19 protein-coding genes are annotated in these 20,016 nt (G+C 71.0%); all 19 read left to right on the forward strand.

Annotated features, from left to right (window positions below; genetic code table 11):
• The first annotated feature begins 1 nt into the window (after position 1).
• The 19 genes from R2APBS1_RS02345 to R2APBS1_RS02435 all read left to right on the forward strand — a co-directional run bounded on the left by R2APBS1_RS02345 (position 2) and on the right by R2APBS1_RS02435 (position 20,000).
• Positions 2-736: a T4 family baseplate hub assembly chaperone gene (locus R2APBS1_RS02345; RefSeq protein ID WP_015446715.1), complete on the forward strand. Its 735-nt coding sequence runs from the start codon at positions 2-4 to the stop codon at positions 734-736.
• Positions 733-1,479: a hypothetical protein gene (locus R2APBS1_RS02350; protein WP_015446716.1), complete on the forward strand. Its 747-nt coding sequence runs from the start codon at positions 733-735 to the stop codon at positions 1,477-1,479. Before R2APBS1_RS02345 ends, R2APBS1_RS02350 begins: the two co-directional genes overlap by 4 nt.
• Positions 1,476-2,720 (forward strand): Pvc16 family protein, encoded by a 1,245-nt coding sequence (locus R2APBS1_RS02355; RefSeq protein ID WP_015446717.1) that lies wholly within the window; start codon positions 1,476-1,478, stop codon positions 2,718-2,720. Before R2APBS1_RS02350 ends, R2APBS1_RS02355 begins: the two co-directional genes overlap by 4 nt.
• The gene (locus R2APBS1_RS02360) at positions 2,717-4,864 is read left to right on the forward strand and encodes an ATP-binding protein (RefSeq protein WP_015446718.1); all 2,148 of its coding nucleotides are present in this window, start codon (positions 2,717-2,719) and stop codon (positions 4,862-4,864) included. Before R2APBS1_RS02355 ends, R2APBS1_RS02360 begins: the two co-directional genes overlap by 4 nt.
• Positions 4,861-5,148, forward strand: coding sequence for a hypothetical protein (locus tag R2APBS1_RS02365; protein WP_015446719.1), 288 nt, complete (start codon positions 4,861-4,863; stop codon positions 5,146-5,148). Before R2APBS1_RS02360 ends, R2APBS1_RS02365 begins: the two co-directional genes overlap by 4 nt.
• A gap of 1 nt (position 5,149) precedes the next feature.
• On the forward strand, positions 5,150-5,971 hold the full coding sequence (locus tag R2APBS1_RS02370) for a hypothetical protein (RefSeq protein WP_015446720.1): 822 nt from the start codon (positions 5,150-5,152) through the stop codon (positions 5,969-5,971).
• On the forward strand, positions 5,964-6,878 hold the full coding sequence (locus R2APBS1_RS02375; RefSeq protein ID WP_015446721.1) for a hypothetical protein: 915 nt from the start codon (positions 5,964-5,966) through the stop codon (positions 6,876-6,878). The genes R2APBS1_RS02370 and R2APBS1_RS02375 overlap by 8 nt, the downstream gene beginning before the upstream one ends.
• 9 nt (positions 6,879-6,887) lie before the next feature.
• The gene (locus tag R2APBS1_RS02380; RefSeq protein WP_015446722.1) at positions 6,888-7,436 is read left to right on the forward strand and encodes a hypothetical protein; all 549 of its coding nucleotides are present in this window, start codon (positions 6,888-6,890) and stop codon (positions 7,434-7,436) included.
• 164 nt (positions 7,437-7,600) lie between these two features.
• Positions 7,601-9,280 carry an eCIS core domain-containing protein gene (locus R2APBS1_RS02385; protein WP_015446723.1) on the forward strand — a complete coding sequence of 560 codons (1,680 nt, stop codon included), beginning with the start codon at positions 7,601-7,603 and terminating at the stop codon, positions 9,278-9,280.
• Positions 9,281-9,293: 13 nt separating this feature from the next.
• Positions 9,294-10,073: a hypothetical protein gene (locus R2APBS1_RS02390; protein WP_015446724.1), complete on the forward strand. Its 780-nt coding sequence runs from the start codon at positions 9,294-9,296 to the stop codon at positions 10,071-10,073.
• Positions 10,070-10,846, forward strand: coding sequence for a CHAP domain-containing protein (locus R2APBS1_RS02395; RefSeq protein ID WP_015446725.1), 777 nt, complete (start codon positions 10,070-10,072; stop codon positions 10,844-10,846). Before R2APBS1_RS02390 ends, R2APBS1_RS02395 begins: the two co-directional genes overlap by 4 nt.
• Complete coding sequence (locus R2APBS1_RS02400) at positions 10,843-11,499, forward strand: hypothetical protein (RefSeq protein ID WP_007512630.1); 657 nt, start codon at positions 10,843-10,845, stop codon at positions 11,497-11,499. The genes R2APBS1_RS02395 and R2APBS1_RS02400 overlap by 4 nt, the downstream gene beginning before the upstream one ends.
• Positions 11,499-11,819, forward strand: a complete 321-nt coding sequence (locus R2APBS1_RS02405) for a LysM peptidoglycan-binding domain-containing protein (RefSeq protein ID WP_015446726.1) — start codon at positions 11,499-11,501, stop codon at positions 11,817-11,819. The genes R2APBS1_RS02400 and R2APBS1_RS02405 overlap by 1 nt, the downstream gene beginning before the upstream one ends.
• Positions 11,812-12,948: a hypothetical protein gene (locus tag R2APBS1_RS02410; RefSeq protein WP_015446727.1), complete on the forward strand. Its 1,137-nt coding sequence runs from the start codon at positions 11,812-11,814 to the stop codon at positions 12,946-12,948. Before R2APBS1_RS02405 ends, R2APBS1_RS02410 begins: the two co-directional genes overlap by 8 nt.
• A gap of 10 nt (positions 12,949-12,958) precedes the next feature.
• Positions 12,959-13,465 (forward strand): phage baseplate assembly protein V, encoded by a 507-nt coding sequence (locus R2APBS1_RS02415; RefSeq protein ID WP_015446728.1) that lies wholly within the window; start codon positions 12,959-12,961, stop codon positions 13,463-13,465.
• Between the two features lie 8 nt (positions 13,466-13,473).
• Entirely contained in the window at positions 13,474-13,800 is a 327-nt protein-coding gene (locus R2APBS1_RS02420) for a hypothetical protein (RefSeq protein ID WP_236126990.1), read from the forward strand.
• 10 nt (positions 13,801-13,810) lie between these two features.
• Positions 13,811-14,170: a GPW/gp25 family protein gene (locus R2APBS1_RS02425; RefSeq protein WP_015446730.1), complete on the forward strand. Its 360-nt coding sequence runs from the start codon at positions 13,811-13,813 to the stop codon at positions 14,168-14,170.
• Positions 14,167-16,890, forward strand: a complete 2,724-nt coding sequence (locus tag R2APBS1_RS02430; RefSeq protein ID WP_015446731.1) for a putative baseplate assembly protein — start codon at positions 14,167-14,169, stop codon at positions 16,888-16,890. The genes R2APBS1_RS02425 and R2APBS1_RS02430 overlap by 4 nt, the downstream gene beginning before the upstream one ends.
• Positions 16,887-20,000, forward strand: coding sequence for a putative baseplate assembly protein (locus tag R2APBS1_RS02435; protein ID WP_015446732.1), 3,114 nt, complete (start codon positions 16,887-16,889; stop codon positions 19,998-20,000). Before R2APBS1_RS02430 ends, R2APBS1_RS02435 begins: the two co-directional genes overlap by 4 nt.
• Positions 20,001-20,016 lie beyond the last annotated feature (16 nt).

The following is a 20,016-nucleotide window of genomic DNA, read 5'->3' on the forward strand; positions in this document are numbered from 1 at the left end:
CATGCACACGCCCACGCCCGCGCAGCTGCTGCAGGTCTGGGAACGCGGGGGCGACCCGTCCGCCGCGGCACGCGGGCTGTTGCTGCTCGGCTGCAGCTGCGACGAATACTCCGCCGAAACGCAGGCGGCCTTGCCGCTGGGCCGGCGCGATGCGCTGCTGCTGGAGTTGCGCGAGCGCCTGTTCGGCGCCGCGATCGACGCGGTGGCGACATGCCCGCAATGCGCGGCCACGGTCGAGGCCACGTTCCGCTGCGATGACCTGCGGCTGCCGGATGCGGAAGCCGCCGCCACCACGCTGGAACACGCCGCACACGGCATCCGCGTGCAGTTCCGCCTGCCCGACAGCCGCGACCTGCTGGCACTGGAAAACTGCGGCGATGCCGGGGCGGCGCGCGCGCTGCTGCTCGAACGTTGCGTGCTCGCCGCGCAGCGTGGCAGCGAATCGCGCGAGCCGCGCGGCCTGCCGCACGAGCTGCAGGCGGAGATCGCGCAGGCGATGGCGCAGGCCGATCCGCAAGCCGACCTGCAACTGGCGTTCCGCTGCCCGGACTGCGGCCACGCATGGCAGCCGCTGTTCGATATCGCGCGCTTCCTGTGGCAGGAGCTGCATGCCTGGGCGCTGCACATGCTGCGCGAGGTGGACACCCTGGCGCAGGCCTACCACTGGGCCGAGGCCGACATCCTCGCGCTGAGCCAGCGCCGCCGCCAGGCTTACCTGGAGCTGTGCACGCCATGAGCGATTTCCTCGACCGGCTGGCGGCACGCGCGATCGGCAGCGAAACCTCGCTGATGCCGCGGTTGCCGTCGCTGTTCGAACCGCTGCAGCGTGCGCCGATCATGCCGCTGGCCGATGCGGGTGAGGTGCTGCCAGACCGGCGCGAGGCGGTGCCCGCAGTTCACGCGGTGCCGGGCGTGGCGCCGACAAGTGCCACGCCCGCGAGCACGTCGGCGCGGCCGGCTGCAGCGCCCGTCGCGCCCATCAAGCACGTGGTGGGAGCGGTGTCGGCAAGCGCTGCCGTGAGCGCAGCGCAGCACGTATTGACACCGTCGACCGTCGGCGCGCGGGCCTCCGCTCCCGCCGTCGACCGTCCGGCAGCGCCACCTGTGTCGGCGCGTCCGGCCATGCCCGCAGCGCCGCTACCGGTCCAGCCGCGGCAGGCGCGCGTCGCGCCGGATCGGCCGGAAACGGTGCGGACGCCAGCATCGAACGGCGTCTTGTTGCCCGCGCCTGCGCCGGTGTTTGCCGTAACGCTTGCGGCGCCCGCACGATCCGGGCGCACCGTCGCCGCGCGGGCCGCGGCGGCGCGAACCGAAGGCAAGGCTGATGCAGCGGGCGAGCCGGTGGTACACGTCAGCATCGGCCGGCTCGAAGTGCGCGCCGCGCCGGTGGCCGCCGCGCCGCCGCGTCGTCGCGACGGCCCGCAGCCCGGCAGCCTCGACGACTACCTGCGCCAACGCGGCGGCAAGGCCTCGCCATGAGCAACGTGCTGGCGATCGCCGCGACCACGCGCACGCTGCGCAACCTGCTGCTGGCGCAGGTGCCGGTGCTGGATGCGGAACTGAGCGACCTGGAAGTGACCCTGCAGCCGCCCGACGTGGCGCGCAAGGGGATCAGCAAGGCGCAGCTCAACCTGTTCCTGTACCAGGTGGTCGCCAATGCCGCCTGGCGCAACCTCGACCTGCCGGGGCAAGTGCGTCCCGGCGAGACCGCGCCGCCGCCGCTGGCGCTGAACCTGCATTACGTGATCACCGCCTGGGGCCGCGGCGAAAACGACAACGACGCGATCAGCCATCGCGTGCTGGCCGCCGCGATGAGCACCCTGCACGACCGCGGCGTGCTCGACGGCAACGACATCCGCAACGCGCTGCCAGACAACGATCTGGCCGGCCAGGTCGAGCGCGTGCGGGTCACCCCGCTGCCGCAGAGTGTGGACGAGCTGTCCCGGCTGTGGACCGCGTTCCAGACCAACTACCGCGCCTCGGCCGTCTACGAGGCGGCGGTGGTGCTGATCGACAGCCAGGCGGCGATGCGTGCGCCGCTGCCGGTGCTGCGGCGCGGCCCGCAGGATCGCGGCGTGATCACCACCGCGTCCGCCGCCGCGGTGCTGGACGCGCTCGACTACCCGCGCCATCAGGCTGCCGTGCGCCTCGGCGAGGACATCGTGCTGAACGGTCGCCAGCTCGCGACGGATCATGCGCTGGCCCGCTTCAGCAGCCTGCGCCTGGACGCGCCGATCGATCTCGCGCCGCTGCCCGGCGACGCGGCCGGCACGTTGCGCGTGCATCTCGCCGACACCGCCGACGATGCCGACGCCGTCGCGCGCTGGGCGCCGGGCATCTACACCGTGGCCCTGCTGGTGCAGCCGCCGGGACTGCCGCCGTTGCTCAGCAACGAGCTGCCGCTGGTGCTGGCGCCGCGCATCGTGCTCGGCTCGCTCGCCGCCGCGGCCGGCGACTTCGCCTTGAACCTGACCTGCACGCCGCGCATCCGCGACGGCCAGCGCGTGTTCCTGCTGTTCGGCGACCGCCTGCTGGCGCCGGCCAGCCTCGGCAACCCGGCCGACATGCAGCAGCCGACCGCGCTGGTCTTCAAGCTCACCGGCGTGGCCGCGGGCAGGTACACCGTGCGCCTGCGCGTGGATGGCGCCGACAGCATCCCGGTCGACTTCAGCGGCAGCGCGCCCGCGTTCGCCGCAGACCAGCAGGTGGTCGTGTCATGAACGACTACGCGCCGTGGCTGGAAGCGAACGACCGCTACCTCGCCGGTGCGCTGGCCGAGCTGCGCGCGCGGCTGGAACGCGCCGCGCAGCGGCACGACACGCCGCCGGCGGCACCGGCGGCGGCCACCGCGCTGATGGAATCCGCGCCGGCGGTGAGCGCGCCGGCCGGGCCGAAGCATTCCTGGGTCGCGCGGCTGTTCGGCGGCCAGCACGCGCCGCCGCCGCTTGCGGCGGCGGCCGACGAACCGCCCGTTGCCCGACCGCTCGTCGCCGCCGTGCCGGATGACGGCACGACCGTTGCCGCACCGGGCGAGGGCGAGAGCGGCCACCCCCCCGCGCTGGCCGTGCTTGCGAACCGCCTCGGCCTGTCCGCGTTCGAGCGCGACGTGCTCCTGCTGTGCATCGGCATGGAACTGGACACGCGCTTCCCCGCGCTGTGCGCGCAGGCCCAGCACGATCCGGCGCGGCCGTACCCCACCTTCGCGCTGGCCTTTGCCGTGCTCGATGCGCCGAGCTGGAATGCGCTGTCGCCGCAGCGGCCGCTGCGCTACTGGCGCCTGCTCGAGATCCACCAGCCCGGCGCGCAGCCGCTGATCGGCGCGGCGCTCAGCGCCGACGAGCGCGTGGTCAACTTCGTCAAGGGCATGAACTACCTGGATGACCGGCTGACGCCGCTGCTCACCGCATTGCCGCCGGCCACGCTGCCGCCGTCGCAGCAGGCGATCGCCGACCAGCTGCTGGACAGTCTGCACCACGTGCCGCCGGGCGAGCCGCTGCCGCTGGTGCAACTGCTCGGCAGCGACAGCGTCAGCAAACAGGCGCTCGCGCAGGCCATTGCCGCCGCGTTCGGCGCGCAGGCCTATCGCCTGTCGGCCGAGCTGCTGCCGGCCGCGGTCGCCGAGCAGGAAACCCTGTTGCGGCTGTGGCAGCGCGAAAGCCAGCTGCTGCCGCTGGCGCTGTACCTCGACGCGGCCGAGGTCGAACACGGCGATGCCGCGGCCGCGTGGGTCAGGCGTTTCCTCGCGCGCACCGGCGGGCTCGCCTTCGTCGACGCGCGCGAGCCGTGGGCGGGTGCGGCCACGCAGGCGCTCAGCGTCGACGTGGCCAAGCCCACCGCGGTCGAGCAACGTTCGCTGTGGCAGCGCCTGCTCGGCGACGCCGCCGGCGCGCAGCCGCAACGGCTGGCCGGCCATTTCGATTTCAATCTGGGCCGGATCGAGCAGATCGCGCACGGTGCGCTGGCGGCGGCCGAGGGCAAGCCCGCCGCGCTGGCGCAGACGCTGTGGCAGGGCGCGCTGGCGCACACGCGGCCGGCGCTGGACCAGCTCGCCCAGCGGATCGAGCCGAAGGCCGGCTGGGACGACCTGAAACTGCCCGACAGCGAGAAGGCCCTGCTGCGCCAGATCGCCGACCAGGTGGCCCAGCGCACGACCGTCTACGACGACTGGGGTTTCCGCCAGCGGATGAATCGCGGGCTGTCGATCAGCGCGCTGTTCACCGGCGAAAGCGGCACCGGCAAGACCATGGCGGCGGAAGTGCTGGCGCGCGAGCTGGGCCTGTCGCTGTACCGCATCGACCTGTCGGCGGTGGTCAGCAAGTACATCGGCGAGACCGAGAAGAACCTGCGCAAGCTGTTCGACGCAGCCGAGGGCGGCGGCGCGATCCTGTTCTTCGACGAGGCCGACGCGCTGTTCGGCAAGCGCAGCGAAGTGAAGGACAGCCACGACCGCTACGCCAACATCGAGGTGAACTACCTGCTGCAGCGGCTGGAGTCGTTCGGCGGGCTGGCGATCCTGGCCACCAACATGAAGGGCGCGCTGGACAGCGCGTTCCTGCGCCGGCTGCGCTTCGTCATCAACTTCCCGTTCCCCGGCACGGCCGAACGCCGCGCGATCTGGGCCTCGGTGTTCCCGGCGCAGGCGGCGGTGGGCGCGCTGGACTTCGACCGGCTGGCACGGCTCGCTCTCACCGGCGGCAGCATCCAGGGCATCGCCCTCAACGCCGCGTTCATGGCGGCCAAGGCTGGTGTGTCGATCGGCATGCCGCTGCTGCTGGATGCCGTGCGCACCGAATACCGCAAGCTGGACAAGCCGATCAACGAGGCGGACTTCCGCTGGCTGGAAAGCGCCGGAGGCAAACCGTGAGCATCGAGCTGCACATCGAACGGCTGGTGATCGACGAAGCCGCGCTCGGCGGCGAGCGCGCTGCCGGCGTGCGTGCCGCGATCGAGCGCGAACTGGCCCGGCGGCTGGCGCAACCCGGCGCCGTCGACGCGCTGCGCGGTCTCGGCGCCGTGGCCACGCTGCCGCCGGCGACGCTGCCGACTGCCGGCCACCCGCACGAGCGCCTCGGCGTGCGCATCGCGACGGCGGTGCAGCACGGCCTCGGCATCCCTCCCGCCGCGCGCGTCGCGGGCAAGGAGCATTGACATGAAAGCGATCCCCAAACCCCGCCCCGACGGCATCGTGCGTTTCGGCAAACGGAAGGCCAAGCGCGACGACCGCAACCTGCTGTTCGCCACGCTGCTGAAAGTGCCGCCGGCGCTGCCGGCCGAGTACGACTTCGACGTGGTGCACCACGGCATCCCCACGCCGATGTTCGGCAACGACCAGTACGGCGACTGCGTGATCGCCGGCCGCGCGCACCAGACCCTGCGCTTCGAGAAGGCCGAGCAGAACAAGTTGATCGCGATCGGCGACAACGACGTGCTGCACGAGTACTTCGGCGAAACCGGTGGGACGGACAGCGGCCTGGTCGTGCTCGATTCGCTGAAGGAATGGCGCAAGCGGGGCTGGCTCGCCGCGAAGCGGCGCTACAAGATCAAGGCCTTCGCGCAGATCGACCAGGGCAAGCGCAGCGAGGTCAAGCGCGCGGTGTTCATGGACATCGGCGTCGGCCTCGGCTTCACCCTGCCCGACGCGGCGCTGACCCAGTTCTACGCCGGCAAGCCGTGGGCGGTGGTGGGCGGCAAGGCCGGCCAGCCGAACCCGCGCAACGGCCACTACGTCTACGTGCCCGGCTACACCAGGAGCGGCCCGGTCTGCGTCACCTGGGGCCGCAAGCAGCAGATGAGCTGGGCCTTCCTCGTCAAGTACTGCGACGAGGCCTACGCGATCATCGATGCGATCGACACCGCGAAGAAGAAGCGCGGGCTGGATGCGGGCAAGCTCGACGCCTTCCTTGCCGGGTTGCGCAAGGCGAAGGCGACCGCGAAGAAACGGGCGCCGCGCGCGGGAGCCCGACATGGCTGAGCGCAGCGCCACTGCCGTGAGCAAGCCGCTCGCCCGTCACGCGGCCGCGGCCGGCCTGCTGCGCCGCAAGTGCGCGTGCGGTGCGCACGTGCCTGGTGGCGGTGAATGCGAATCCTGCAAAAAAAAGCACGCGGGCCTGCAGCGTTCGGCGCAAAGGTCGGAGCCGCCCGCCGCGCTGCGGACTACCGGTCCACTGACCGCTTCACTGATGCGTTCGCGCTTCGGTGGGGATTTCTCGCGTATCCGCGTGAACGGCGCCAACGTGCCGATGGCGAGAGCAGACGACGGCGGCAGGAAGATGGATATCGACGTGCGCACGGTGCGCCACAACGCGGCTGCCCGCCTGGGCGCCCTGCAGCAGGCTGGCGAGCAGCCGAAGGAAAACGAAGGTGCTGGCGCAGGCGGCATCATGCGCACGGCGCAGGTCACGCCGCCGCCCGGCATCATGGGGCCGGTGGGCCCCGGTTCCGGCGCGGGTGGCTGCAGCTTCGCGATCCACTACGAGAACGTCCGGAATACCGGTTGTGGAGCGAACTGCGGCGCGCAGATCGAGTACGACGTCACCGGCGTGACCGCGACCGGCAGCGGTTGTCCGGCTACGCTCAACGGCCTGCGTGTCACCGAATCGGTAACCACCGACAACGGCTGCGGCCCCGGCGGTGTGACCACCGGCGCGGGTTGTCCGATCGAGGAACATCCACCGCTGCTGCCTGGCCACGGCATCATCCGCAACTGCCACGATACCTATGCGCTGTGCGGTCCGAACGCCGCCTTCGGCACGGCCGGATGCAGCGAAACCTACACGCAGAAGCTGTCCGTCGGCGGCACGCTGGCCGAGACGCGGACGATCCGCTTCGTCATCACCAAGTCGGGCAGCAGTTGCTCGGGCACAGTCACGCGTACCTGAGGGAATGCCATGAATACTCCCGCCCGCCGAACCGATGGTTCGTCCGTCTTCACCCCGAGGCAAGCCGCTGCATATCTGCGCGGGCAACACCACATGGCGCTGTGCTTCATCCAGAACGGTGCCGCGTCCCACGACTGGCAGGCGGCATCGCACGGGACGCCCGGAGCGCTCCTGGATTCCATTGTCGCCGTCGTGCCCGAATACGCGTGGACCGCGATAGGAGACCGGTACGTGCTCCATCCGCGTCAGGACATCTGGCGTGCGCCGCTGTCGGGTGGGGCGTTTCGGGGGCCGCGCCTGCAGACGGCGAAGGCCTATGTCGAGTTCCTGCGCGGCACGGCACCGGAGATGGCCGATCTGCTGCCGCCACTGTTGAAAGGCGATCCCGCCGCGGCGCTGTACACGGCCACGGTGTCGATACCTGAAAGCTGCAGCGCGCTGCAGGGGCTGGTCGGTCTGCTTGGTCCTGAGCCGACGATGGTGTTCACCATCGAACGTCAGGATGCCGACCGGCGGGTGCTTTTCTTCGAGCAGGTGGACGTGGGAGAGGCAGCATGAGCGCGGATAGCTCCTTCGCCTGTGCGCGGCCCCCGGATGCAGCCCCCTTCGCGGCGAGCCTGCGCCGCAAGTGCGCTTGCGGCACGCACACGCCGGACGGCGGCGAATGCCGGGATTGCGCGAGCAAGCGACTGCGGCGCAGCAGCGCCGGGAGAAGCTCGCCCATGCTCGTGCCGTCGCTCGTGCACGACGTGCTCGCCACGGCGGGCCGGCCGCTCGAACCCGCGACCCGCAATTGGATGGAGCCGCGTTTCGGCAGCGACTTCAGCCGCGTGCGCGTGCACGACGACGGCCACGCCGCCGCATCCGCGCGCGCCGTGGGTGCGCTGGCCTATGCGGTCGGCAGCCATGTCGTGTTCGACACCCATCAGTACGCACCGGGCACGCCCGCGGGCCGCCACCTGCTCGCGCACGAGCTGGCGCATACGCTGCAGGACCCCGGCGCTGGCGGCCTGCACGCGTCGCTGGCGATCGGGCAGCCCGGCGACGCCTCCGAAGTCGCCGCCGACCGGGCGGCCGACGCGGTGACGCGGGGCGAGCGGGTTTCCGTTGCGCCGAGCGGCGGCGGGCTGGTGCGTCGGCAGATGCGCGGGTGCGCCGCCAGCGCGGGCGACAGCCCGGACGTGCGCAAGGTGCATTGCCCGGACGGCTCCGACTACCGGGTGACGATGACCGCCATGGACGGACCGCCGGTGCCCGGCTTCCATGGCTCGGTCACGCCCGGTGCCAGCCTCAAGGAAATCTGGCTGGACATCGAACTGTGCAAGGGCGGCACCCAGGTGAACGTCCGCCCGAGCGTGGACCTGCCACCGGCGCTCGGCTCGGTCGTCGCCAACCTGGTCACGGGCTCCGACGCGCTGAAGGGCGTCGCCATCAATCCGGCGCTGAAGGTCACCTTCATCCAGGGCTCGAACTTCACGGTGACGCTCTCGCCGTCGGTCAGGCTGGACGACAAGGGCGTCGCCGGTGCCGGCGGGTCGGTGAAGGTGCAGACCCCGGATGTCACCGTGACCGGTGGAGTCAACTGCGACCCGCGGGCGAAGTCGTGCATGTTCACCATCGACATCGGCGGTGGCGCGGCCACCAAGGATGTCGATTGCCACAAGAAAGGCAAGCAGAAGCTCGTCTTCGCGTGCGAGAAGATCACCCATGTGCCGCCGGTCCCGGAGGTGCCAGCGCAGACGCGGACGGACACCCAGACGCGCTACGTGTTCTTCCGGCACGCCAGGCACGAAGTACGCAAGGATTTCCGGCTGCCGACCGACATCCAGGCATTGAACGAACAGGGCTACCGGGTCACCTCGATCAAGGGCTTTACCTCGCCCGAGGGACCGCGTGGTTCCGAACACGCGCCGCAGTTCGAGGGCAATGTGGAGCTGGCCAAGGAGCGCGCGCAGGCGGCCCGTGACTGGCTGGCGGACCCGAAGGTGTGCGCCGGCTGCGACCTGTCCGGCGCCAGACAAAGCGGCGAGAGCGAACTGCCGCCGGAACAGGGCCAGCAGGAGCCCGAACCGAAAGGCCCGGGCATGGAGCATGGCGCCGTGGACGAGTTCCTCGGCAAGCAGGGCACGCCCGACCCGCTGGCGCCTGCCGACCCGGCGGAACGCGCGAAATTCGAGCGCATGCCGTTCGGCCGGCAGCGCGAACAGGCGTACGAACTGATGCGCCGGGCGGCCATCGTGCTACAGCGCACGCAGGTCGTGCGCGAACGTCAGCCCGGCGTTCCGGCACGGGACGAACCCAGCGCTGTCGAATGCAGCCCGGAGGTGCTGGAGGCGGCGCAGAAATCGTTCGGCATCAACCCGCCGGGCCCGTTCAACTTCGGCACGCCCGGGAAACCCTGATGGAAAGCTCGCCATGAACATCTTCGACGGCCTGTACGGCTACGAAAAACTGATGCTGCTTTGCGGCTTCATCCTGTTCGTGTTCGCGCTGGCGGCGATCACCGTGATGATCGTGCAGCGGCGCGACTTCAAGATGGCGATGGGGCTGATCGTGTTCGCGATCGTGCTGATGGGCTTTCCCGGCATCCAGGCGGTGAAGTTCAGCCAGGACACGGTCGAGCTGGACCGCATCCGCGCGCAGCCGCAGGCCCCCGCCGATCCGGCGCAGAAGCAGCAGGCCGAGCGGACGCTGGCCAGTCTGGAGCAGCGTGCGGCCGACAACCCGCAGTTGCAGGCGCAGGTGTCGGACGGCTACCGCGCGATCGGCGAGCTGGACCAGGCCTATCGGCTGGCGCAATCGGTGCTGCATGAGAAACCCTCGGCGCAGGTGCAGGCCACCCTGGTGCCGGTGCTCACCGCGAAGTTGAACCAGGTGCAGGCGGGCGCGCCGATCGCCGAACCGGCCATGCCGGCCGCCGCTGCCAGTTCGGCCATGGCGTCGACGACCACGCCGCCGGCGGCGCCCGCCGCAACCGCCACCCAGCAGCGCGAGATCGCCGATATCGCCAGCCAGCTGCAAGGCACCGGCACGCCGTTGCCGGCGGCCTCGCATGCCGCGCTGGCCAAGGCCTACGTGGTACTGGGCCAGCCGCAGAAGGCGCAGGCGAACGTCGAGGCGGCCCGCCGGATCGACCCGAACGTGAAGATCAACGCCGCCGTGCTGCGTGCGGCCAGGACGGACGGCCACCCATGAGCGACGAGGCGACGGCGATGGATACCTTGCGCAGGAACGACCGGGGACCGCCGGTGCGGCAGTTGCAGAAGCTGCTGGCGCAGCGTGGCTACGCGGTCGATGCCAATGGCACGTTCGACACGAAGACCTGGCAGGCGACGCGCGCGTTCCAGACGCAGAACCTCGACCAGCACGGCCAGCCGCTGGTGGTCGACGGCGTGGTCGGGCCGCTGACGTGGTGGAGCCTGCGCAACCCGAAGCCGTTCATCCGCACGCCTACGGCGGTCGACTACGCCACGCTGCCGGCCAGCGGCGGCAGCAAACTTGGCCGCGCCGCACTCGCCGCGGCGATCGGCGAGCTGAAGGCGAACGCGCGCGAGATCGGCGGCAACAACCGCGGTCCGTTTGTGCGCAAATACCTCGCGCCGGCCGGCCTCGACGAAGGCAGTTCGTGGTGCGCCGGTTTCGTCAGCTGGTGCTTCATGCAGGCAAGCGGTGGCGACAAGGCGGCGATGCCGTTCACCTATATCGCCAGTGCGCGCAGCTTGCTGGGCGAGTTCAAGCAGCAGGGCTGGGCGTCGGCGCCGGGCAGCGGCTACCTGCCGCAGCCGGGCGACGTGGTGGTGTGGTGGCGGGTCAGCCTGGCCGGCTGGTTGGGCCACACCGGCCTGGTGCACTCGGTGCAGGACGGCATGCTGTACACCATCGAGGGCAACCGCAGTCCGCGCGTGCAGGGCTTCTCCTATGTGCTGAGCCGGATGGACAAGCTGCTCGGCTACGGCCACGTGCCATGAGCGCATTCCCCGGCTCCCCGCGCATCCTGAAGGGCGGCATCGTGCTGATCGACGCGGCCAGCTCGGCGGTGCTGCGGGTGATCGCGCTGCAGTACAACCCGGATTCGCTCACGCGCTCGCTGCAGGTGCAGGCCGTCAGTGCGGACGGCGGCGACCGCTCCGAGGTGCTGCGCCTGAAGGGGCCGCCGGTGGAGACGCTGAAGCTGGAGGCGGAGATCGACGCCACCGACCAGCTGGAGTTTCCGGAACAGAACGGCGGCGTCGCCCAGTCCGGCATCTTCGCCCAGCTGGCCGCGCTGGAGACGATGGTCTATCCGAGCAGCGGGCAGCTGCGCGCGAACGACCTGCTGGCGCAGATCGGCACGCTGGAGATCGTGCCGATGGAAACGCCGCTGGCGCTGTTCGTGTGGAGCAAGTCGCGCATCCTGCCGGTGCGCGTCACCGAGTTCGGCATCACCGAAGAGGCGTTCGACACGGCGCTGAACCCGATCCGCGCCAAGGTCAGCTTGGGGCTCCGCGTGCTGTCGGTGAACGACGTGCCGTCCGGGCACAAGGCCGCCAGCCTGTTCATGAGCTACCTGCAGCAGAAGGAGCGCCTGGCCGGCGGCGCCGGCGGCCAGCTGTCCGCGCTGGGCTTGAGCGGAGTGCCGTGATGAACGCGAACTTTCTTCCCACCAGCCGTTACGCGCTGACGCCTACCACGAGCTTCGTGCGCGCCGACGGCACCATCGTGACGTACCTGAAGCGCCGCTTCGTGCCGCCGCCGGAAAACCTCGCCCTGCTGCAGTGGCATCGCGTGGTGCAGGGCGAGCGGCTGGACAACATCGCGGCGAAGTACCTGGGCGATCCGGAACAGTTCTGGCGACTGTGCGACGCGAACCGCGCGCTGCGTCCCGGGGAGTTGACCGAGACGACAGGAAAGCCGTTGCGCATCACCTTGCCCGAAGGCATTCCGGGGGTGCCGCATGCTTGAGGGAATCCACCTGACCTTGCTGGTCGGCCCGGTGGTGCCGGTGCCGGTGCCGCAGCTCGTGCTGGATGCGCTGACCCGGATCGAGGTGAACGCGCCGGACGAAGCGGCCGGTGCGTTCACCCTGCAGTTCACGCTGAGCGTGCAGTCGCCGCTGCACACGCTGTTCCTGCTCTCGGGCGGCGGCGTGGTGCCGCTGCTGCGGGTGATCGTGGTGGTCACCGTGAACGGCATGCCGCAGGTGCTGATCGACGGCGTGGTGACCCGCACCGAAGTGGTGCCCGGCGCGGACCAGCGCCATACCACCTTGCAGGTCACCGGCGACGACCTCACCGCGGTGATGACCAAGCTGGAGTTCTCCGGCCTGCCCGGCCTGCCGTATCCGGCGATGCCGGCCGAGGCGATCGTGGCGCTGCTGCTGGCGAAGTACGCGTTCCTCGGCATCGTGCCGCTGGTGATCCCCAGCATCGCGATCGACGTGCCGATCCCGACCAACCGCATCCCGACCCAGCAGGGCAGCGACCTGGAATACATCCGCCTGCTGGCCGAGCGCGTCGGCTACGTGTTCTACCTCGAGCCCGGCCCGCTGCCCGGCATGAGCACCGCGTACTGGGGGCCGAAGATCAAGGTGGGCGTGCCGCAGCCGGCGCTGAACGCGGACATGGACGCGGCGAGCAACGTCGACGAGCTCAGCTTCAGCTACGACGGCAACGCGCGGCAGCTGCCGGTGGTCTACATCCAGAACGAGCAGACCAAGGTGCCGCTGCCGTTGCCGATTCCGGACATCGGGCCGCTCAATCCGCCGCTGGGCCTGATCGATCCGCCGCCGCAGCAGTTCCGCCCGCTGCCGGAGACCGCGAAGTATTCGCCGCAGCGCGCGCTGCTGCTGGGCATGGCCGAGGCGGCGAAATCCGCCGACACCGTCACCGGCCGCGGCAGCCTCGACGTGGTGCGCTACGGCCGCGTGCTGAAGTCGCGCCAGCTGGTCGGCGTGCGCGGCGTCGGCCCCGCGTTCGACGGCCTGCACTACGTCACCCAGGTGCGCCACACGATCCGCCGCGGCGAGTACCGGCAGAGCTTCCAGCTGTCGCGCAAGGGCCTGGTTTCCACCGTGCCGCTGGTGCCGTCATGAGGATGCCGCCATGAACCGGTTCTACGGCAAGTACCGCGGTACGGTGATCCAGAACGTGGACCCGGAGCAGCGCGGACGCCTCCAGGTGATGGTGCCGGACGTGTCCGGGCTGATCCCGTCGAGCTGGGCGATGCCGTGCGTGCCGATCGCCGGTAAGCAGAGCGGTGTCTACGTGGTGCCGCAGATCGGCGCGGGCGTGTGGATCGAGTTCGAGCAGGGCGATCCGGGTTATCCGGTCTGGGTCGGCGGCTTCTGGGGCGTGGCGGCGGAAGTGCCGGCGCTGGCACTGGCCGGCAATCCGGCCAGTCCGAGCGTGGTGCTGCAGTCGGGCCTGCAGCACACCATCGCGATCAGCGACGTGCCGGGGCCGGCCGGCGGCATCCTGCTGAAGAGCGTCACCGGCGCGATGATCATGGTCAACGAGGTCGGCATCACGATCTCCAACGGCCAGGGCGCCACCATCGTGCTCGCGGGGCCGACGGTGACGATCAACAACGGCGCGTTGGTCGTGACCTAGGGAGATGCATGATGCCGGGTTTCCTCATCCATGTCGGCGCCAGCGTGCTCTGCTCGCACGGCGGGCAGGCGCAGGCCACTACACCGAATCCGCGCGTCGCCGTGAGCGGCCAGCCCACGGTGACGGTGGCCGCGCCGTGGCTGGTTGCCGGCTGCGCGCTGCCGCCACCACCGGCGGCGAACGGGCCGTGCGTCAGCGCGCAGTTCGTCACCGCCGCGACCCGGGTGACTTCGAATGGACAACCGCTGCTGCTCATCGACAGCCAGGCGATCTGCGCGCCGACCGGCACGCCGCTGCTGATCGTCGCCAGCCAGACGCGCGTCACCGCGATGTGAGGGTCCCATCATGAACATGGATTACCCGTTTCATTTCGACCCCCGCGGCCGTGTCGCCGACACCGGCGACGACGAGCACGTGCGCGACATGATCGAGCAACTGCTGTTCACCAGTCCGGGTGAGCGGGTGAACCGGCCCGATTTCGGCAGCGGCCTGCTGCAGCTGGTGTTCGCGCCGAACAGCCCGGAGCTGGCCGCCGCGCTGCAGTTCACCTTGCAGGCGGCATTGCAGCGCTGGCTGGGCGACGTGATCGACGTGGGCAAGCTCGAAGTCAGCAGCGAGGACGCCACCCTGCGCGTCGACCTCAGCTACACCGTGCGCGCCAGCGGCGACACGCGCAGCGACAGCTTCGTGCGGAGCCTGCCATGAACCGCGCGAACGCCCATGCGAGTCTCGGCACAATCGGTTGCGCGCCGCTGCCGGCCTGCAGCGTGCCGGCGCGGCGCGAGAAGCTGCGTCAGGCCGGCACGCTCAACGGTATCGACTACGTCGAGGTGAGCGACGACGGCGTGAGCCTGTGCGTGCACCTGTTCGGCGAGATTCCGCAAGGTCTCGGCGTGGCCAACGTGCGGATCAGCGGTGGCGACCGCATCACCGGCCTGCGCGTGCTCAGCGTGAACCCCGAGCTGGAACCGGAGCTGCACGACGACGCCTGCCTGCGCGTGGTGCTCGACCGCGAAGGCGACCACACCGCGTACTGCCTGTGCCTGGTGGATGCGGCCTCCGGCAACGACCCGGCGAGCTGGCAGGCCTATCCCGGCTTCGACCCGCGCTGCGCCTGCGTCACGCTGCACTTCCGCCTGGACTGCGCGAAGACGCTGGACTGCGCCGACGAGGCGCCGTGCGTGTCGCCGCCGTCGCCCGCGCCGGAGATCAATTACCTGGCGAAGGACTACGCCAGCTTCCGCCAGCTGTTCCTCGACCGCCTCGCGCTGGACCTGCCGGCATGGCAGGAGCGTCACGTACCGGACCTCGGCATCGCGCTGGTGGAGACGCTGGCGTACACCGCCGACTACCTCAGCTACTACCAGGACGCGGTCGCCACCGAGGCCTACCTGGGTACCGCGCGCAAGCGCATCTCGGTGCGCCGGCATGCGCGGCTGGTCGACTACCGCATGCACGAGGGCTGCAATGCGCGCGCCTTCGTCACGCTGGCATCGAGCGACGACCTGAGTCTCGAGCTGGCCAACCTGCTGCTGCTGGTGCCGCCGCCGGGGCAGGGCCATCCGCAACCCGGCGTGATCGACGCGGCCCAACTCGACGCGGCGCGTGCGGAGGGCGCGCTGATCTACGAGCCGCTGCCGCTGGACGGCATGACCACGTTCGACGTGGTCGCCGCGCACAGCGCGATCCGGCTGCACAACTGGGGCGACGAGCTGTGCTGCCTGCCGCGTGGCAGCACACGGGCGACCCTGGTCGACACGCCGCCATCGGCGCCGCCGGCGACGACGGATGTTGCCGCCGCCACGGCGCCGCAACGCGCACTGAAACTCGTGGCTGGCGACCTGCTGATCTTCGAGGAAGTGCGGGGCCCGCAGACCGGCAACCCGGCCGATGCCGATCCCACGCACCGGCACGCGGTGCGCCTGACGGACGTCCGGACGTCCGTTGATCCGCTCGACGGCACGCTGCTGCTGGAAGTGGCGTGGGATCCTTGCGACGCACTGCCGTTCGACCTGTGCCTGTCGGTGCGCACGCCCTCGCCGGACTGCGCGTGGCTGCACGACGTCAGCCTGGCGCGCGGCAACGTGCTGCTGGTCGATCATGGCGAACACGTGCGCGGGCAGTGCGTTTCGTCGGCGATCTGCATGCCGACCGGTGGCGATGGCGACTACCCCGGCCTCGCCGCCGCGCTCGCCGCGATGCCGGATGCCTGCACGCGCTGCGGCACGCTGGCCGAGGACTGCTGGCTGGTGCCCGGCGGCACGCAATACGGCTGCTGCCGTTGCGACGGCGCCGTGCCCGACGTGCGCCGTCCGCCGTCCGACACCGGCCACGTGCTGCCGGATACGCCGCTGACCTGGGCCGAGCCGCTGCCGCCGCACGCGCCGGTGTGTCGGCTGCTGGCGCGCGATCCACGCCAGGCGCTGCCGCAGCTCACCGTCTACGGCGGCGCGCTCGACGAGGTGCTGGTGGCCGGCACGCCGGATCCGCGCTGGCAGTGGCTGCCCCGCCAGGACCTGCTGGCGAGCGGTCCGGACGACCGCCACTTCGTGGTCGAGATCGACGACGACGGCGCCGCGCACCTGCGCTTCGGCGACGGCGTGCTGGGCGCGCAGCCACAGGCCGGCGACTTCTTCCGCGCCGCCTCGCGCGTCGGCAACGGCCCGGCCGGCAACGCGGGCCGCGACAGCATCGTGTGGCTGGCGTTGAAGTCCGGCGTGCTGTCCGCCGAGCTGCAGCCGCGCAACCCGCTGCCGGCCAGCGGCGGCACCGCGCCGGAGAGCCTGGCCGAGGTGAAGCTGTACGCGCCGGGCGCATTCCGCGCGAAGCCGCTGCGCGCGGTCGTCGCCGACGACTACGCGAGCTTCGCCGCGCGCGCGCCGCAGCTGCAGGGCGCCGCCGCCGCGCTGGAGTGGAGCGGCAGCTGGTACGCCGCCGACGTGGTGGTCGACCCGCTGGGCCGCGAGAGCCTGCCGGCGGGACTGGCGCGGCGGATCAGGGCGCAACTGGAGCGCTACCGCCGCATCGGCCACGACGTCGAGGTGCATGCCGCCCGCTACGTGCCGCTGCGCATCGCGCTGTTCGTCTGCGTGCTGCCGGACTTCCTCGTCGCCCACGTCGAGGCCGGGCTGCGCGACCGCTTCGGCGCCGGCCTGCGCCGCGACGGCACGCCCGGCTTCTTCCATCCGGACCGGCTGAAACTGGGCGCGCCGGTGTTCGCCAGCGCCCTGCTGGCCGAGGCGCAGGCGATCGCCGGCGTGGCCCACGTCGAGGTCACCACGCTGGCTCGCGCCGACGGCGTGGATGGCAGCGTGCCCGACGACGGCGTGCTGCACCTGGCCGCACGCGAAATCGCTCAGGTCGACAACGACCCGGACCATCCCGACCACGGAAGCATCGCGTTCACGCTGGGAGGTGGCCGATGAGCTGCTGTAGCGCTTGCGGCACGCATGCCTGCGCCTGCGGTTGCGGCGCGACTGCCGGCACGCCGCTGCCGCTGACCAACCGGCCGGGGCTGGACAGTCTCGCGTATCGCGTCGGCACCTACGCCGACTTCCGCGCGACCATGCAAGCCGGCTTGAGCGACGCCGCGCTGCCGGCGCTGGCCGGACTGCGCACGCGCGAGGCCGACGATCCGGCGATGGCGCTGCTCGACGCCTGGGCGGTCGGCGCCGACGTGTTGAGCTTCTATACCGAACGCATCGCCAACGAGGCCTACCTGCGCACCGCCACCGAACGCCGCTCGGTTCTGGAGCTGGCGCGGCTGGTCGACTACCGCCTGCGCCCCGGCGTCGCCGCCAGCGTCTACCTCGCCTACACCGTCGAGAAGGATTCGCCGCCGGTGACCATCCCCGCCCGTGCGCGGGCGCAATCGGTGCCGGCCCCCGGCGAGCAGATGCAGACCTTCGAGACGGCCGAGCCACTGGATGCGCGCTTCGAATGGAATGCACTGCAGCCGCGGCTGACCCGGCCGCAGAACATCACACTCGACAACGTCGCCGGGCTCGGCGAGCTGTGGATCGCCGGCACCGCCAGCAACCTCAAGCCGAACGATCGCCTGCTGTTCCTGTTCGGCGACCTCGCCAGCGGCGTGCAGGCGATCCGCCTGGTGCAGTCGGTCGAGGTGCAGCAGCAGAGCGGGCGCAGCAAGGTGCTGTTGCAGCCGGTCGATGCGGCGACGGTGGCGATCGTGGCGGCGGCAAGCAAGGCGATCGCCGCGTTGAACGCGTCGGCCGCCGGGCCCCATCGCGAAAGATGGCTGGAAGGCATCGAGTCCGCGCGCAGGGATCTGCTGCTGGGCGGCGACAACGGCGGCAGCTTCGACGTGCTGATGAGTCGCCGGCTGGATGGCATTCCCGCCGGGCCGCCGGCCGTCGACGATTTCAAGAGCGCGGTGGACGCGGCGTTCGGCACCGTTCCGGCGCCCGCCGGTCCGCCGGCCGGCTTCGGCGCGCTGTTCGGCGCGCTGACGCTCACGCCGACCTTGCAGCCGGCCAGCCGTTTCCGCCTGCAGCGCAACGTCGCCAGCGCACTGGGCAAGGCCAGCGACGTGCGACCGCAGCTGCTGCTGAATTTCGAGGCGCGGCTGGCCGACAACTTCTACCGCGCCTGGACCAGCGTGCCGCAGGGCGAACCTTCGCCGGCACTGAGCGGCGTCCATGCGTTGCGCGTGTCCGCGCCGCTGTTCGGCTACAACGCACCGCACATCATGGGGCTGGGCTTGAACACGGACGCCGGCACCAAGGCGACGGTGCCGTATGTGTCCAGGCCCGACGGCGACTGGACGGCGGCCGAGGATGACGACCGCGTGCAACTGGACAACGCCTACGACGGCGTGCTTGCCGGCAGCTATCTGCTGATCCAGCCGAGCAGTGATGACGTGCCGGCGGTGGCGAAGGTGAAGAGCGTGCGGATCCATCCGCGCAGCGACTACGGCATCAGCGGCAAGACCACCGACATCGTGCTGGACGATCCGTCGACGGGTGGTGGCTCGCCCGTCTGGCGGGCGCCGGACATGGCGATGCTGCGCGGCACGCAGGCGCATGCGCAGAGCGAACCGTTGCCGCTGGCCGAACTGGCGATCGCCGACACGATCGGCCGGGTCGCCGATGACGGCACGCCGCGTACGACCGGGGACAACGCCACCCGGCTCACCCTCGATACCGCCGTCGACGGCCTCAAGGTCGGCCGCTGGGTGATCGTCGAGGGCCGGCGCAGCGACGTGCCGGGCACCGACGCGGTGACGGCCGCCGAGCTGGTGATGCTGGCCGCGGTGGAGCAGGGCGCGGATGCGAACCTGCCGGGCGACACCGTGCACAGCACCCTGGTGTTCGCCAGCCAGGGCCTGGCATACAGCTACGTGCGCGACAGCGTGGCGGTGCATGCCAACGTGGTGCGCGCCAGCCATGGCGAGACGCGCAACGAGGTGCTCGGCAGCGGCAACGGTGCCGCGACGATGCAGGCGTTCGTGCTGAAGCAGTCGCCGCTGACGTACGTTTCCGCCGCCACCGTCGACGGCGTGCAGAGCACGCTCACGCTGCGCGTCAACGACATGCGGTGGCACGAGACGCGCAACCTCGCCTTCGTCGGCGCAGCCGAGCGCAGCTTCGTCACCGCCATCGACGACGGCGGCAAGACCACGGTGCAGTTCGGCGACGGCACGCATGGCGCGCGTCCGCCGACCGGCATCGAAAACATCGTCGCCACCTACCGCAACGGCATCGGCACGCCGGGTAACGTGCGCGCACGACAGGTCAGCCTGCTGGCGACCCGGCCGCTCGGCGTCAAGGAGGTGATCAACCCGCTGCGCGCCTCCGGCGGCGCCGACGCGGAGACGCGCGATCAGGCGCGTCGCAACGTGCCGCTGGCGGTGCTGGCGCTGGACCGGCTGGTCTCGGTGCCGGACTACGCCGACTTTGCGCGCACGTTCGGCGGCGTCGGCAAGGCGGCGGCGATCAAGCTGGGCCACCGGGTGCAGGTGACCATCGCCGGTGCCGCCGATGCGCCGATCGACTCGTCTTCCGATCTGTACCGCAACCTGCTGCAGGCACTGCAGCGCTACGGCGATCCGTCGCTGTCGGTGCAACTGGGCGTGCGCGAGCTGCTGGCGCTGACCGTGAGCGCGAAGGTGGGGCTGCTGCCGGACTTCGCGTGGGAGTCGGTCGAGCCGGCCGTGCGCGCGGCGCTGCTGGATGCGTTCGGCTTCGAGCGGCGCGCTCTGGCGCAGAGCGTCTACCTCAGCGAATTGGTCGCCTGCGTGCAGGCCGTGCGCGGCGTGGCCTGGGTCGACGTGGACGCGTTCGGCAGCCTCGACGAGGCGACCCTGCTGGCCGGTTTCGGCGTGAGCGGCGACAAGCAGGGTGATGGCGTTGGCTTGATGAGCCACGCCACCGCCACGACCGTTGCGACGGTGCCGCCGCGCGTGCGCGTGCTGCCCGCCCGCTACGACGATCAAGGCACGCTGCGCCCGGCGCAGCTCGCCTACCTGCCGCCGAACATCCCCGACACACTGCTGCTGCAGGAGGCCACGCCATGAGCGCGCAAGCGGAAGG

The organism is Rhodanobacter denitrificans, assembly GCF_000230695.2.
GTDB lineage: Bacteria > Pseudomonadota > Gammaproteobacteria > Xanthomonadales > Rhodanobacteraceae > Rhodanobacter > Rhodanobacter denitrificans.